This is a genomic window from Nocardia heshunensis, from assembly GCF_054782115.1.
The window spans coordinates 710,017-724,149 of sequence record NZ_BAAGTC010000002.1; the positions used below are offsets into that span (position 1 = coordinate 710,017).

Here is a 14,133-nt window from a genome sequence, read left to right on the forward strand (position 1 = left end):
GACGTAATCGGTGTCGATCGACCGGTCGATCAGCTCGCCGTTTCCTCCAGTGTGGGCAGCAGCGCCGCCAGGTCTCCACGCGAACTGATCCCCAGTTTCGGGAAGATCCGGTGCAGGTGGGTGCTGACGGTCCGGTGCGACAGGTACAGCCGCTGCCCGATCTCGCGGTTGGTCAGGCCCTGTGCCGCCAGCTGCGCGATGCTCAGCTCATGCGGGGTGAGCCGCTCCCGGGCGTCCGGATCGCGGTTCGGGCTGGATTCGCCCGCGCTGCGCAGTTCCAGCCGCGCTCGTTCACTCCACGCGGTGAAGCCGAGCGCGTCGAAAATCTCTCGGGCCGTGCGCAAATGCGTCCGGGACTCCACGACCCGCCGCTGCCGCCGCAACCATTCGCCGTAGGCCAGATGCAGCCGGCCGCGCTCGGCGGGCCAGCCGGTGAGATCCGCCTCCAAGGCGGCGGCGAACAGCTCCGCCGCCGAATCTCCGGCGAGAACGGCTCGGGCGTAACGCATTCCGTTGTGCAGGGCGGGTGACGAGGTGGACGCCGCCACCGGCTCCAGCTCATTCAGTAGTTCCGCCATCGCGTCGCCGCGTCCGCTGCGGACGGCGGCCTCGGCGAGTTCGGTGAGGAAGCACACGCGCAGCGCCGGGGAATACGCCGGGTCGCGCGGATTGTGGATGCGGGACAGATCGGCGTACGCATCGTCGAATCGGCCCTCACCGAGCGCGATCAGGGCCCGGGTGAGCTGCACGGTGGCCAGCACCGGCCGCGCCCCCGCGGCCAGGCCCGTGCGTTCGGCCTCCACTGTGAGCGCCGTCGCCTGCTCGTAATCCCCACGCAGCGCGGCGATTTCGGCCTGCACCGCGATGACGGTCGCGTGCATGAACGGCTGTCCGGTCTCCAGGGCGAAGGTCGCCGCCTCCGCCGCGATGGGCGCGGCGGCGGCCAGGTCGCCGACGCGCGCCAGACTCCAGGCCTGGATCGCCAGGGCCCGGGTCAGCAGCCCCAGCTGCCCGGCGGTCCGGAAGCCGGGTGCCGCGGCTGCGGCGAAATGCGCCGCCAGGTCGAAAGCTCCGACCTGGTAGGCCGCGCTGCTGAGGAAGTGATCGGTATCGATATCGCGTCCCGTGCTGGTGGCCAGCACCCGCAGATGGCCGAGGACCTCTTCGCCGCGGTCGAACGGGGCCACGATGGAGTCGATCGCGAGCTTGCGCGGATCACCGTCGGGAATGCCGAAGGTGTCGGCGACCGCGAGCACCGCGCGCCGGGTCTCGGGTCCGGGCTCCGACCAGAAGCAGCGCGAGGACGCGGCCCACAGGATCCGCAGTGCCGCATCGGGGAAGCCGTCGGCCGCGAGCGAGGACGCGAGCGCGGCCAGTTCCCCGATGTGCGCGGGACTGTCGCGCATGCCGTCCTCGAAACCGCTGAGCACCCACTTCGCGGTGGCCTCCTGCTCGGCGGTGAGCGGGAGCATGCGCGCGGCGTCGACCAGTCGCTCGACCGTCTCGCGGTGACCGGAGTCGACGGCCAGCTCGGCCGCGCGCAGCAGCCGATCCGCGCGCCGGACGGGGGTGGAGCTCAGGGCCGCGGCCCGTTCCAGCGCCGCGATCGCGCCGCCGCGGTGCCGCGAGCGTTCGGCCGCGTCCTCCAGCGCTGCGGCCACATCCTCGTCGGCCCCCGAGGTACCCGCCGCCCGATGCCACACCTGGCGATCCGGCAGGTCACCGAGCGTATCGGCGAGGGCTTGGTGCGCACGGCGGCGTTCTTCGGCCGTGGCCGCGGCCACCAGGGCGGACCGCACCAGCGGGTGACGGAAAGTCACCGTGCCGGAACCGATTCCGATCAGGCGGGCCGAGACGGCGGGCGCGAGCACCTCGGAGGTCACCGCGGTCTCCAGGAGAATGCCGGTGGCGGTGAGGGTTTCGGCGGTCGAGTCGCCGTCGTTGAGGGCGGCGACGAGCAGTGCGGAGCGGGTCGGCGCGGGCAGCGCGGAGCCGCGCGCCGAGAAGGCCCGTTCCAGGCGCTCGGTCAACGGCAGGGCCGGGGCGTTGTCGGCGAGATCCGCCGCGGCCGTGGGCAGTTCGGCCAGGGCCAGTGGGTTGCCGTGGGCCTCGGTGAGCACCCGGTGCCGCAGCTGGGCGGGCAGCCCCGGCGCGATGGTGTCGAGCAGCGCAGTCGCGGCGTCCTCGGGCAGCGGACCCAGGCGCATGACCGACAGTCCGGCCTCGCGCAGCGGTGATGCGGTGGCATCGCGCAGCGTGGCCAGCACCGCAACGGGTTCGGAGTCGATGCGGCGCGCGACGAAGGCGAGCACCTCGGCGCTGGCCATATCCAGCCAGTGCGCGTCCTCGGCGACGATCAGCACCGCGCGCTCGGCCGCAGAGTCGGCGAGCAGGGTCAGCGCGGCGAGGCCGACCAGGTGGATATTCGGCTCGTCGGTGCTGTCGGACATGCCCAAAGCGGTGGTCAGCGCGTCGAATTGGCGCGCGGGCAGGGCGTCGAACTCACGGCGCAGCGGGTACAGGAGTTGGTGCAGTCCGGCGAAGACGAGATTGCTCTCCGCCTCCACGCCGGCGGTGCGCAGCACCCGCAGGCCCGCGGCGGTCGCGGCGGCGACTGTGTGCTCGACGAGCGTCGACTTCCCGATGCCGGGCTCGCCCTCGATCAGGATGCCGCTCCGGTCGCCGGGGCCGTCCACGAGCGCGGCCAGGTCTTTCAGTTCGGTATCGCGTCCGAACAACGGCATGGTGCGGAATCCTCCTCCGGGCCGCGAAACGGTAACCGGGCCCGGCGGTGACCCTACCGAAAACTGGATTACGTCAAGACAACGTCATCTGACAGATTCGGCGCGCTGCCGGTGGCGGCGAAGGTATTTGCCATGGCTACCGTTCGATTTCACCTGATGTCCACCCTGTCCGCCGCCGAGGTCATGCACGTGCTCACCGACTTCGGGCCCACCCGGCCCGAGGCGTGGCCGAGCATCGACGCCGACCACTTCACCGTCCACGCCCGGGGCGAGAACTGGGCCGAGGTCACCGAGGGCACCGCCGCCGCCTGGGAGCGCGCCCGCTACGACTGGGATCCGGCCGGAAACACCGTCACCATCACCACCTTGGATTCCAAGCTCTTCGGCGCGGGCGGGGGCTGGGTCTTCCGTATCACTCCCGACCTGCCCGGCTGCCGGGTCGATGTCGAACTGACCCGGACCCCGCAGGCGTTCAAGGGCAAGATCCTGGCGGCGCTGCTGCCGCTGATCGGTCCGGCCTCGCTGCGCAAGTCCTTCGCCGTGCCGTTCCAGGCGGCGTGATGTCGCTGTCGCAGCCGACTGCCGAGGCCCTCGCGCCCGGCACACACTCCTTCGACTCCGACGGCGTCACCCAGCGCTACCACGTGTACGGCACCGGACCCGTCTGCCTGGCCCACCCCGGTGGGCCGGGCATCCACTGGGAGTACCTGCGTTCGCCGGAGCTCGAGCAACACCTGACCATGGTGTACGTCGAAGCGCTCGGCACCGGCGACTCCGGCCGCCTCCCGACCCACCCCCACGGTTACACCCGCGAACGCTACAGCGTTGCGCTGCAACGCATCATCGACCACCTCGGCGTCCCGCGGGTGTTCCTGCTCGGCCACTCCCACGGCGCGTTCGTCGTCGCCTACCACGCCATCCACCGCCCCGCCGGTCTCGCGGGCGTCATCCTCTACGAGGGTGCGCCCGTCACCGGCCCGGAACACGGTGCGGAGGCTATGAGGCGACTCCAGGAATTCGCCGCCGCCCACGCCGACCGCCCGGAACTGGCGGACGTCCTCGCGGCTTTCGGTGCGATGCAGGACATCTCCAGCGACGCGCAAACCGTGGCCGTCGCCCGCGGCGTCCTGCCTTCGTACTTCGCGAATTACTGGAATGCCGAACGCCGGTGGTCGTCCTTCCGAGATGCACTACGCGCCAACTACATCTCGGGACTCGATGCCCTAGGTTCCCCCGACCTGATCGACGACCGCACCGCCTTACCGAAACTGACCGTCCCCGCCCTGATCATCGTCGGCCGCTTCGACATCATCTGCGGCCCCCGCTGGGCCGACGAATTACACACCCTCATCCCCAACTCCCCATTGCTGATCCTCGAAAACAGCGGCCACCTAGGCCATCTCGAAGAGCCAGACCAATTCGCCACCGCAGTCCGCACCTTCACCGAAAGGCTCCCCCGATGAACCGCCCATCCCCCCAACGCCCCCCGATCGCAGAACTCTTCGTCTGCGGCCCCATCGCCATGCTGATCTGGTCCGAAACCGCCCTCCGCCAAGGCCGCGGCCCCGCCCTCCGGGAACTCATGGGCTAGTCCGCTGACCGGACCGGACAGCCGGTCGAGGGGTGATGACCTGCGCGGAAGGGGTCCTCGCCGGGTTCGGCGATTGCCGGGGAGGCCCCTCGCGCGGGATGGTTTTCGGTGTCGGCGGCGGAGGGATCGCCGAATCGAAAAGGGGGAGTTCGGATATGGAGTGTGTGGTACTCGTCGTGTTGGCGGGGTTCCATCTGGCGATGGCCGCGATGAACGGCAAAGTGGTGCGGCGGATATCGAGGCAGTTGGTGCCGCGGGATTCGGGGGAGGGGACTTGCACGCCGCTCAGGCTGCGGACGGTGGGGGATTGGAATCGCGCGCAGCGGTGGATCATTCCGTTCCGGCTGACGGCGGCGATCGTGTACGCGAGCGCGGTCGGGGTTGCGTTGTGGGCATGTGCGGAAGGCAATACCGAGCGGCTGCCCGCGTTGATCGCGGTGACACCGCCGGTGATCGACCTCGTGCTGTACGGCGCTTCGTACGCGGTGGTCCATGCCAGGCTCACCGCGCGCTGACCGCGCCAACTGTTGACGGGCACGGTGCGGGGCTCGCCCTGGAAACGGTCCCGCAACCCCATTGATCTTTGAATTTTGGGGCCTTAACCGAATTTGCGTGCGTGGAAATCGGTCTGCATGAAACCCCTCGGTCCGGCGGCGGGCGGATTAGCCTGTCGGGGTAGGTTTGCGGTCGATCAGGCGATTGTGGTGCTCGCATGGACGGAGAGATCCCACTGGACAAGCCGCATACCTCCCGCGTGTACGACTACTTTCTCGACGGCAAGGACAACTACGAGGCCGATCGGAAGGCAGCCGAGGAAATCCTGAAGGTGTGGCCGAATATTCGGACCGCGGCCCGGGTGAATCGGCAGTTCATGCATCGCAGTACCAGGTTTCTGGCGGAGTCGGGGATTCGCCAGTTCCTCGATATCGGCACCGGGATTCCCACCGAACCCAACCTGCATCAGATCGCGCAGGAGGTCGCGGCGGATTCGCGGGTGGTCTACGTGGACAACGATCCGGTGGTGCTGGCGTACGCGCGGGCGCTCATGATGGGCAGCGAGTCCGGGGCCACCACCTACATCCAGGGCGACGTCACCGATCCCGAATCCATCCTGCGGGCACCGGAACTCGTCGACACGCTCGACCTGTCCGAGCCGGTGGCCCTGAGCATGATCGCCCTGCTGCATTTCGTCGAGGCCGACATCCCAGCCATCCTGTCGGCCTTCCTCGACGCGCTGGCGCCCGGCTCCTACCTCGTAATCTGCGTCATCACCGCCGATTTCGCCCCCGAACAGGTCCTCCCCGCCCAGGAGGTCTACCGCGTCCGAAAACTACCCGCCCAGGTCCGCGAGCACGACGAGATCGTCGGCTGGTTCGCGGGCCTGGACCTCGTCGACCCCGGAGTGGTCCCGCCACACCGCTGGCTCGGCAGCGAATCCACCGAGTTCTCCGCCGCTTTCGACGCCAAGGTCTCCTGCTGGTGCGGCGTGGCCCGCAAACCGTGACCGGGTCTCAGCCGTAGAGCTGGACGAAGCGGTCGAGGGAACGTTCGACGTCGCCGCGCAGGGCGCGGGCCACCACCGAGCCGATGGGGCCGAACAAGGGTGCGCCGCCCAGGTCGAAGTCGGCGGTGACCTTGGAACCGGTCGCGGTGGGCGAAACCCGCAGTTCGATACCGAATTTGGTGCCACCGATGCCGGACCCATTGAGTACCAGGCGGTTCGGGGGTTCGGCGGTCTTGACGACCCAGGTGACGCGATTGCGGAAGCCCTTGACGGTGGCGACGCCGATCAGGCGGGTGCCGGGGGTGAGTCCCTCCGGAACCGGCCCGCGCCACCCCTCGTGCAGGGTCAGCCACTTGTCGAGTTCGGGCAGGTCGGAGGCATGCGACCAGGCCTGGTCGGGCGAGATCGGGACGTCCACGGAAACCTTGAGCTTGGCCACGCGGCCGATGATATCTGCTACAGGATGTAGCACTGAACGCGAGGTGATCAGGACGACAGTCCGGGCGTCTCGATCGGCGTGGTGGCCGGGCGCGCGGGCAGCCGCGCGGAATAGATGGAGTAGCCGTCGAGGTGCCGGACCACCAGGGTCGCGGACACGGTCGCGGCGATCATGACCGGCATGAAGCCGAAACCGCCGTGCGTGAGTTCGAGGATCAGCGCCAGTCCGGTGAGCGGCGCCTGCATGGCGGAACCGATGGCAGCACAGGCCGCGACCATGGCGAACGCACCCACCGGCGAGCCCGGCCAGAGTTCGGTCCACAGGATTCCGGTACCCGCTCCGAACGCCGCGCCGGTACTCAGTACCGGCGTGAACAACCCGCCCGGCGCGCCACTGCCCAGGCACAGGGCGGTGACGATCGGCTTGAGAATGGCCAGGGCCAGGAACAATCCGGCGCTGCCCACCCCGAGGAAGGCGGCCGCGGCAATGCCGTGGCCGTTGCCGAACAGCTGCGGATAGGCGATGCCGATCAGACCGAGGGTGCCGAAGGCGAGGACCGGGGCAACCAACGCGACACGGCCGGTCACTCGGTAGTGCGAGATCCAGCCGATGACCCGGATGTACCCGGTGGCAGCCAACCCTAGGAACGGCCCGGCCAGCAGCGACCAGACCAGCAGCGACACACTCCAGTGATAGTCGGGGATGTCGAGGTAGGTGGCCCGGTTGGGAAGGTAGAGCCACGCCGTCATGGTCGCCATCCCGGAACAGGCCAGTGCGGGCAGCAGCGTCGCGATCGAGGTAGTGCCGCACAGCAATTCGGCGGTGAAGAACGCCCCGCCCAGCGGCACGTCGTAGACGCAGGCCAGCCCCGCGCCGCCGCCGCAGGCGATGAGCAGCCGCTGCTGCGCCGCACTCAATCCGAAGCGGCGACTCAGCACGCTGCCGAACGCGCCGCCCATCAGCTTGGTCGCCGCTTCCCGTCCGATCGACGCGCCCAGACCGATGACGACCTCGGAGATGGCCGCGGTCCCCAGGCAGCGCCGGAACGACAGGTCGCCCGAGGCGGTCCACACGATGTCATCCAGATCGGTCTTCTCGCCGGGGGTCCAGCGGCGCAGCAGATACAGCGAAATCCCGGCCACCACACCGGCAATGAGCAGGGAGTTCACTCGCCGCAGGGGCGATGCGGCCGCCACGTTCGCCAGATACGTCCCGTTGCCGGGGAAGGCGAGCGCCTCGACGTGGAACAGCAGCCACATCAACGCGATCCCGCCGAGTCCGGTCGCGACCCCGGTCAGCAAGAGCGCGACCCAGAACACCGGCGTCAAGGCCGCGGCCCCGTCGTCGCGGGCGTTGGGCTGTTCCATGGCGCCGCGCCGGGACGGCATCCGCCGCCGGAACACGGGCCGGGGGTTGCGAAGCCGTTCGGAATGGTCTGGTCTGGATCCGGGATTCCGCCGCGGCACGTCCACAGGATAGGGCGAACGGCTCCGGTTGCGCGGCCACCACACCGGCAATTCGGACGCGGCTGCGGCCCGTGTCGCAGACCGGGATGATCCGGACGTGATGCGCGTGCGTGGTCGGGGCGGCAAGATCGACGTAGGTAGGGGAAATCAGCGAACGAATCGGCGGGGACGCTCCATGAAGAATCTTCCGGTGGCCAACGGCCTACGGCTGCTCGGCAATCCATCCACCATTCATCGACGGCTGTTGGCGTGGAGTCGCCGCTACGGCCCGATGTACCGCTTCACCCTGTTCGGGCGGCCGTTCGTGGTGGTGGCCGAAACCCAGGCGGTGCAACGGATTCTGCGGGAACGACCCGACGGCTATCGGCGGTTGAGCGCCATCGAGTCGGTGCTCACCGAGATCGGGGTGGGTGGCCTGTTCGCGGTCGAGGGCGACGAATGGCAGCGTCGGCGTCGCCTGGTCACGCCCGCTTTCACGCCGACCCGCCTGCGCGGCATCGATGACACCGTCGACGTCATCACCGACCGGCTCGCGAAACATTGGCGCGCGCAACCGGTCGAGGACGTGCACGCCGACCTCATGCGATTCACCGTCGACGTGATGGCGCGCGTCGCGTTCGGCTACGACCTCAACACCCTCGAGGGCGGCGGCGACGCCATCGAGCAGCGCTTGCAGACCATCTTCCCGATGATCGGCAAGCGCGTGAACGCCCCGCTGCCGTACTGGCGCTACCTGAAGCTGCCCGCCGACCGTGCCCTGGACCGCGCCCTGCGCGAACTCCACGACGATGTCGACGCGGTGATCGCGGCGGCCCGCACCGCCGAGACGCCCACCAACTTCGTCGAGGCCCTGATCCAGCACACCGACGACGCCGAAGCCCTCACCGCCGCAGAACTTTTCGCCGAGGCACTGACCGTCCTGGTGGCGGGCCAGGACACCACCGCGAATACCCTCGCCTGGCTGCTCTACCACCTGGCCCAGCATCCGGAGGTGCGGGAACGGATCCGGGCGGAATCGACGGCGGCGCAGCACCCGTATCTCACCGCCGTTATCGCGGAATCGATGCGCCTGCGCCCGATCTCGCCGTTCTTGTTCCTGGAATCTCTGCGGCCCACCGTGATCGGCGAGACCGAGGTGCCCGCCGGTACCGCGGTCATCGTGCTGCCGGGCCACGGGGCCGTGGACGAGGCCAATTTCGAGGACCCGCAAGCCTTCCGGCCCGAACGCTGGCTGCCCGACTACCCGGGCACACACAATGCCAAGGCCAGCATGCCCTTCGGCGGCGGCCCCCGCTTCTGCCCCGGCCGGGCGCTGGCGCTGTTGGAGATCGAGGCCGTGGCCACCATGGTGTGCCGCGATTTCGAACTGTCGCTGCCCACCCCGGACGTGCCGCCCCGCGAGCGCTTCACCTTCGCCGTGGAACCCGTCGACCTGCGCCTCGACCTCGTCGCCCGCTAGCCCTCCCGATCGGCGATCTCCTGCCGATACCCGACCAGCACCGTGCAGATGAGCGACAGCGCGACAACGGCTTCCGCGATGAAGAACGACCCGAAATCGATGATCGACCCGATCGGCGGCGTCCCCGGCACCGCGTTGCGCAGCGGGATCATGGCGAACAGCATGGCCGCCATCAGGGTCATGGCGGGCCAGACCAGGCCGTGGCGGCCGCGCAGCACGAAGAACGCCGCGGTCGCCGCGGCCACCGCCAGGCCGAGCATCAAGGCCATGACGAACAGCGCGAACACCACCGACGGGACCGACCGCTCGACATCGACCGTGGAATTCAAGCCGTCCCCGTGCTGCTCGGCGGCCAGGTGCGGGGTCAGGCGGAAGAAGGCGTCCAGCCCGTAGAGGCTGACGTTCATCGGCACCTCGTGCGCGTCCACCTCCACGGCGAAGGCCACCTGCGCGCGGTAGTCGTCGAAGGGATAGTCGGTGACGGTGCCGTTGTTCAGCGGGATGCGAATCTCGTTGGTGGAGATGGTCTCACCCGCACGGATCTGAATGGTCTCCGATTTCAGGCCCGCGGTGTAGACGGTGGTATCGGCGGTGAACCGGCCGCCGTCGTCGAATCGGCCGTGCGGTGTCGGTGTCACCTGCACCGCCATCTCCCCGGCCGCCGGATCGACCCGCACGACCACCACGTCGATGTCGATCCGGTCGGTCTGCGCAGGGTCGCCGATCAGGTAGGCGGGTCGGCCGTGATCCTCCTGCAGGCGATACAGCGACAGACTGCACACCGTCCCCAACGCCACCAGGGTCACCGCCAGCACCGCCGAGACGATCTTGTCGAAACGTCGCACCGCACGCCTCCGTAGGTCGGATACCGGTCTGATCGTGGATCGAAGTCTCGCACCGCGCGCCGAGTCTGCCGGTCAACCAGCGACAACACGCGCGTGGCGAGCGGCCTCCGATCCGCTCGAGTGCAACGGTGTCGGTTGGGCGGCGCGGGCTCTAGCGTGCTGCGGTGTGAGTGAACTCGATCATGTGGTGTTGGCGACGCCGGATCTGGCGGGCACGGTGGAGACCGTGGGACGACTGCTCGGGGTGAAACCCGTTGCGGGTGGGGTGCATCCGGGGCGGGGTACCCGGAACTGTCTGCTGGGGCTGGGTAATGGCGCGTACCTGGAGATCATCGGGCCGGATACCGAGCAGCCGGAGCCGGAGTTGCCGCGGCCCTTCGGGATCGACGAGCTGACCGAGGCGCGGCTGGCGGGCTGGCTGGTGCGGGTCGACGATATCGATGCCGCGGTGGCCGGGGCGCGGGCCGCCGGATACGACCCGGGCGACCCGTCGCCGCTGTCGCGGGCGACCCCCGACGGCCGTGTTCTGCGGTGGCGCTTGACCTTTCCGCTGCCGAGCACGGGGACGCAGGTGGTGCCCGCAATCATCGATTGGGGCGACACCGATCATCCGGCGGGGGAGCTGCCGGAGGTGCCGCTGCTCGGGCTGGAGGTCGTACATCCGGACCCCGAGCCGGTGACGGCTCGACTGCGGGCGCTCGACATCGATGTCACCGTGCGGGCCGGGAACCGGGCCGCCCTCATCGCTCGCATCGGCGACCCGGACGACCCTATCGTCCTGTTCTGATTCAGTGGGCTGCCGCGCGAGCGGTGACCCGCAGCGTCAGATCGCGCGGCTTCAGCGTCGGGAACTCCTCGATATCGAGGCGGTAGCCGGTCCGGCCCAGATCGTGCTCGTGCAGCAGCTGGGCCAGGGTCAGCACCGCCTCGTGCAGGGCGAGCGCGCGGCCGATGCAGGCTCGCGCGCCGGTGCCGAAGGGCTTGTAGGTCAGCGGCGTCGGCCCGCTCAGGAAGCGCTGTGGGTCGAACCGCTCCGGCTCGGTCCACACGGCCGGATCCCGGTGGATGGCAAGCAGATTCAGATACACCCAGTCCTCGGGCGTGACGCGGTGCCCGCCGAGGTCGGCCGGGGTGCGTGCGGCGCGAATGAAGGCGGGCGCGACCGGGTGCAGCCGCAGCGTTTCGTCGACGATCGCTCGCAGGTAGCGCAGCCCTGCGATGTCTTCGTACTCCAATTCCGAAGGATGCCTACCGGTTTCGGCGAGCTCGGCGCGCGCCCGGTCGGCCACCTCGGGATGCAGTGATAGCTCGTGTAGCGCGAAAGCGACTGTCCCCGCCGTGGTCTCGTGTCCCGCGATGAGCATGACGACGGCTTGATCGACGACCTGCTGCCGGGTCAGGGGCGCACCCCGCTCCGGGTCGGTGTCGGCCAGCGCCGCCGACAGTGGTGCCTCGCCGTCACCCGTGTCGACGACCATCTCGACGTGCCTGCGCAGCGCCTGCGCGTGTGGCGGTACCGGATTGACGCCGAGCACCGCGTCCAGGAACGGAATGACCTTGCCGCGGTTGGTCGTCCGGATCAGTGCGAACATGGTGTCCACGAATTCCGCCCGCTGCTCCCGGGTCAGCCGCGCACCGAAACCGGCCCGGGTGATCAGCTCGTAGGCGAGATCCTGGGTGAGGCCGCTGACATCGATCGGCTGCGGCAGTTCAGCCCATCGCCGAATGTGTTCGGCGATCACGGGATTCATGGCCGCGTGATACCGCCGCATCGCCGCGCGGCTGAATGCCGGTTGCAGCCGGTCGTGGGCGAGCCGCCAGACAGCGTCCTCGGTGTCGGTGAACAGCAGCCCGGTCGGAGCCATGGGCGCGAGTCGCCGGAACGCCGGACCGTTCACCTTCGTCCAATGACGGTCGTCCAGAACAGGTTCCGCGAGCGCGGCCGAGTTCACGACGATCATGCGCGGATAGCGCAGCACCCGCACCTCGTAGATGTCGCCCAGTTCGGTGGCGTGCTCGGTGATGCTCTGCGCCGGGGTGCGCGCCGAGAGCGAGAGGGCGTCGCCTACGAGTGGTACGCGCCAGGGCGGATGGGGTACGGCTGGCATTTCGACCACTCCTTCGACAGCGCGGACAGAATACGGGTTTCCGATTGCAGATCGGCGCCGCCGGGCAGGTTCAAGGCGGGCGCGGCGGAATCGGGTGACCCCTCGTCCTGCCGCACCGCGCACGCGGCCGTGAGGGCCCGCGCGATGGCGCCGAAATCCGCTGCCTCCGTACGCCTCTCGATCGGCACGTAAGGGGCCAGGCAGAGGATCGCGTCATTGATCTCGATGACCGTGCGGTGCAGCCGATAGGTTACGTCGGCCCCGTCGGGACGCGGCTGGACCACCTCGGGACAGGCCCGCGTCAGATCCGCCCACAAGGGTGCCAGGCGCCGCACCGCCCGCGCGGCCGGATCACCCCGCACCGCGTCGATCAGCCGCAGCACCAGGGCAATCGCGGCGAGCGGGGTGAAGCCGATGATGTCGGCCACGAACGCCATGCGGTCGGTGCGCGCCGCGTACTCGGTGAAGGCGTTGACATGCCCGGTCGCCAGCACGAACGAGGTGGTGAGCCCGAAACTGAGACTCCAGATCAGGCCGCTGAAGATCACCAGGAACAGCAGCGAGAACACCCGCGCGCTCCACGGCGGGCGCGCCCGCAGGTCCTGGATGGACGCCGACACGATCAGTACCGCGCAGGCGTACGGGAAGATGACGAACAGCATGGTCATCGGCGCGGCCTGCCAGCCCGGATACTGCAGCACCAGCCCGCCGCGCGCGGCGATCGGACTGCCCAGCACCAGATATCCGAGACCCATCAGCCCGGCCGCGGCGTACACGATCGGCAGGCTCGGCGTCTTCCGTTGCTGCGCATGCGAGACCACCAGATACGCCTCGGCGGTGACCAGGATCATCAGCGCATTGGCGAGCTGATACTGCCGGGCCGCGCTCAGCCACGGATCGAGTCGTTCGAGGCGTTCCTGCGCCGAGGCGATCATCAGCAGCCAGGCCAGGGTCGAGCCGATCAGCGCATTGTTGACGTGCCGATTACCGAAAGAGTCACGGACCCAGACGATTCGCCCGACCGTCACCAGCGCGGTGAACGTCCACAGCGGCCACGCCGCGGCCTCGGGCAGCGACGAGTACGGCGGCAGCGGCGGGTACATGCTCACCCCCGCACGAAGATATTGCGGAACGGCGCGAACGGGCGACGCCGCATGGCGGGCATGATCAGGTTCGCGAAGGCCTCCGCCTCGAGTTCCTTGGCGGTGCCGAAAACCCCACGCGCCAACGCGGTCTCCATCCGCGCCAGCGAACCCGGTCCGACCAGGCCGCCCAGGTAGTCGCCGAGCGCGTCGTGGATCCGCTCACCCTCGTGATCGAGCAGCAGATGGCCGATCTCGTGCAGCACGGTGTGTTCGACCATGTAGCGCGAGGACCGTTCCTCGTAGACGATCAGCGTCAGCTCCTCGGTCTCGGCGAGCAGCCCGCAGGGGAATCCCGCCGCCTTGAGTCCGGAACGGCCGACCAGGCTGATGGGTTTGCCGCGTTGCGCGGCAACGGCGTCGACGAACCGGATCAGATCCCAGGGATCCGGAATGCTCAGGCCCGCGATCAGGGACTCGAGCCGATCCTCACCGCTCACGGGCGGCGTCCTGCTCGGTCGCGCGGGCCTGCCGGGTGGTCTCGATCAGCAGTTCCAGCGCCTCGACGGAGAACTCCCCGCCGCGGAAGTGCACCGCGCCGAGCCGGATGCCCAGGGTGCGGGCGGTGTCGAGAATGGCGAGCTTGTGATCGAGGGTGCGCATCGGTTCGGTGTCCGGGTCCAGCAGATATCGCGGATCGACTTCGAACTGGATCGCCAGGGCGCGCAGCAGATCCGAGGTGGGACGGCCGGTTTCCGCGCGGGCGTCGGCGATCTCGGCCGCGGTGACCGGGCGGCCCAGCACCTGCGCGGTCTGTTCGGCGATCAGGGCATTCTGTTCGGCATTGTCGTCGCGTGCTCCGAGCAACCTGCATAATCGGTCGACTCGAGTCGCG

The 14,133-nt window shown here is 69.2% G+C and carries 15 protein-coding genes; 7 read left to right on the forward strand and 8 right to left on the reverse strand.

All coding sequences use genetic code 11. From position 1 onward, the window contains the following. Positions 1–29: 29 nt before the first annotated feature. Positions 30–2,744 carry an ATP-binding protein gene (locus ACYVN4_RS03350; RefSeq protein ID WP_460717714.1) on the reverse strand — a complete coding sequence of 905 codons (2,715 nt, stop codon included), beginning with the start codon at positions 2,742–2,744 and terminating at the stop codon, positions 30–32. A 132-nt stretch (positions 2,745–2,876) separates the two neighbouring features. Here ACYVN4_RS03350 and ACYVN4_RS03355 point away from each other — a divergent pair, with 132 nt between their 5' ends. The 5 genes from ACYVN4_RS03355 to ACYVN4_RS03375 all read left to right on the forward strand — a co-directional run bounded on the left by ACYVN4_RS03355 (position 2,877) and on the right by ACYVN4_RS03375 (position 5,839). Then, positions 2,877–3,305: an SRPBCC family protein gene (locus ACYVN4_RS03355; protein ID WP_460717715.1), complete on the forward strand. Its 429-nt coding sequence runs from the start codon at positions 2,877–2,879 to the stop codon at positions 3,303–3,305. Continuing rightward, entirely contained in the window at positions 3,305–4,207 is a 903-nt protein-coding gene (locus ACYVN4_RS03360) for an alpha/beta fold hydrolase (RefSeq protein WP_460717716.1), read from the forward strand. Before ACYVN4_RS03355 ends, ACYVN4_RS03360 begins: the two co-directional genes overlap by 1 nt. Next, positions 4,204–4,335, forward strand: a complete 132-nt coding sequence (locus tag ACYVN4_RS03365) for a hypothetical protein (protein WP_460717717.1) — start codon at positions 4,204–4,206, stop codon at positions 4,333–4,335. The genes ACYVN4_RS03360 and ACYVN4_RS03365 overlap by 4 nt, the downstream gene beginning before the upstream one ends. A 200-nt stretch (positions 4,336–4,535) precedes the next feature. Beyond that, complete coding sequence (locus ACYVN4_RS03370) at positions 4,536–4,850, forward strand: hypothetical protein (protein WP_460717718.1); 315 nt, start codon at positions 4,536–4,538, stop codon at positions 4,848–4,850. A 197-nt stretch (positions 4,851–5,047) separates the two neighbouring features. After that, positions 5,048–5,839, forward strand: coding sequence for an SAM-dependent methyltransferase (locus ACYVN4_RS03375; RefSeq protein WP_460717719.1), 792 nt, complete (start codon positions 5,048–5,050; stop codon positions 5,837–5,839). 7 nt (positions 5,840–5,846) lie between these two features. Here the strand turns inward: ACYVN4_RS03375 and ACYVN4_RS03380 are convergent, their stop codons facing one another. Both ACYVN4_RS03380 and ACYVN4_RS03385 read right to left on the reverse strand, forming a co-directional pair. Further along, positions 5,847–6,278, reverse strand: a complete 432-nt coding sequence (locus ACYVN4_RS03380; RefSeq protein ID WP_460717720.1) for a type II toxin-antitoxin system Rv0910 family toxin — start codon at positions 6,276–6,278, stop codon at positions 5,847–5,849. Between the two features lie 47 nt (positions 6,279–6,325). Beyond that, positions 6,326–7,645, reverse strand: coding sequence for a chloride channel protein (locus tag ACYVN4_RS03385; protein WP_460717721.1), 1,320 nt, complete (start codon positions 7,643–7,645; stop codon positions 6,326–6,328). Positions 7,646–7,919: 274 nt separating this feature from the next. On the opposite strand from ACYVN4_RS03385, the gene ACYVN4_RS03390 reads away from it, so the two are divergent. Next, positions 7,920–9,203 carry a cytochrome P450 gene (locus tag ACYVN4_RS03390; RefSeq protein WP_460717722.1) on the forward strand — a complete coding sequence of 428 codons (1,284 nt, stop codon included), beginning with the start codon at positions 7,920–7,922 and terminating at the stop codon, positions 9,201–9,203. Here ACYVN4_RS03390 and ACYVN4_RS03395 read toward each other — a convergent pair. Then, positions 9,200–10,048: a DUF4436 family protein gene (locus ACYVN4_RS03395; RefSeq protein WP_460717723.1), complete on the reverse strand. Its 849-nt coding sequence runs from the start codon at positions 10,046–10,048 to the stop codon at positions 9,200–9,202. The two genes, ACYVN4_RS03390 and ACYVN4_RS03395, sit on opposite strands and share 4 nt — an antisense overlap. A 166-nt stretch (positions 10,049–10,214) precedes the next feature. On the opposite strand from ACYVN4_RS03395, the gene ACYVN4_RS03400 reads away from it, so the two are divergent. Then, positions 10,215–10,835 carry a VOC family protein gene (locus tag ACYVN4_RS03400; protein WP_460717724.1) on the forward strand — a complete coding sequence of 207 codons (621 nt, stop codon included), beginning with the start codon at positions 10,215–10,217 and terminating at the stop codon, positions 10,833–10,835. A gap of 1 nt (position 10,836) precedes the next feature. On the opposite strand, the gene ACYVN4_RS03405 is transcribed toward ACYVN4_RS03400, so the two are convergent. From ACYVN4_RS03405 to ACYVN4_RS03420, 4 genes are read right to left on the reverse strand one after another with little or no spacing between them, the layout of a single operon-like run. Further along, on the reverse strand, positions 10,837–12,156 hold the full coding sequence (locus ACYVN4_RS03405; RefSeq protein WP_460717725.1) for a cytochrome P450: 1,320 nt from the start codon (positions 12,154–12,156) through the stop codon (positions 10,837–10,839). Then, positions 12,114–13,259, reverse strand: a complete 1,146-nt coding sequence (locus tag ACYVN4_RS03410; RefSeq protein ID WP_460718355.1) for an MAB_1171c family putative transporter — start codon at positions 13,257–13,259, stop codon at positions 12,114–12,116. The genes ACYVN4_RS03405 and ACYVN4_RS03410 overlap by 43 nt, the downstream gene beginning before the upstream one ends. Positions 13,260–13,261: 2 nt before the next feature. Further along, positions 13,262–13,738 carry a hypothetical protein gene (locus tag ACYVN4_RS03415; protein WP_460717726.1) on the reverse strand — a complete coding sequence of 159 codons (477 nt, stop codon included), beginning with the start codon at positions 13,736–13,738 and terminating at the stop codon, positions 13,262–13,264. Further along, positions 13,728–14,105, reverse strand: coding sequence for a hypothetical protein (locus ACYVN4_RS03420; protein ID WP_460717727.1), 378 nt, complete (start codon positions 14,103–14,105; stop codon positions 13,728–13,730). Before ACYVN4_RS03420 ends, ACYVN4_RS03415 begins: the two co-directional genes overlap by 11 nt. Between the last annotated feature and the right edge of the window lie 28 nt (positions 14,106–14,133).

Bases quoted from the DNA above. Each gene is read 5' to 3' on its own strand.
- ACYVN4_RS03375 (WP_460717719.1), top strand. From the start codon at position 5,048: ATGGACGGAGAGATCCCACTGGACAAGCCGCATACCTCCCGCGTGTAC.
- ACYVN4_RS03360 (WP_460717716.1), top strand. From the start codon at position 3,305: ATGTCGCTGTCGCAGCCGACTGCCGAGGCCCTCGCGCCCGGCACACAC.
- ACYVN4_RS03355 (WP_460717715.1), top strand. From the start codon at position 2,877: ATGGCTACCGTTCGATTTCACCTGATGTCCACCCTGTCCGCCGCCGAG.
- ACYVN4_RS03405 (WP_460717725.1), bottom strand. From the start codon at position 12,156: ATGCCAGCCGTACCCCATCCGCCCTGGCGCGTACCACTCGTAGGCGAC.
- ACYVN4_RS03350 (WP_460717714.1), bottom strand. From the start codon at position 2,744: ATGCCGTTGTTCGGACGCGATACCGAACTGAAAGACCTGGCCGCGCTC.
- ACYVN4_RS03370 (WP_460717718.1), top strand. From the start codon at position 4,536: ATGGCCGCGATGAACGGCAAAGTGGTGCGGCGGATATCGAGGCAGTTG.
- ACYVN4_RS03365 (WP_460717717.1), top strand. From the start codon at position 4,204: ATGAACCGCCCATCCCCCCAACGCCCCCCGATCGCAGAACTCTTCGTC.
- ACYVN4_RS03385 (WP_460717721.1), bottom strand. From the start codon at position 7,645: ATGGAACAGCCCAACGCCCGCGACGACGGGGCCGCGGCCTTGACGCCG.
- ACYVN4_RS03390 (WP_460717722.1), top strand. From the start codon at position 7,920: ATGAAGAATCTTCCGGTGGCCAACGGCCTACGGCTGCTCGGCAATCCA.
- ACYVN4_RS03410 (WP_460718355.1), bottom strand. From the start codon at position 13,259: ATGTACCCGCCGCTGCCGCCGTACTCGTCGCTGCCCGAGGCCGCGGCG.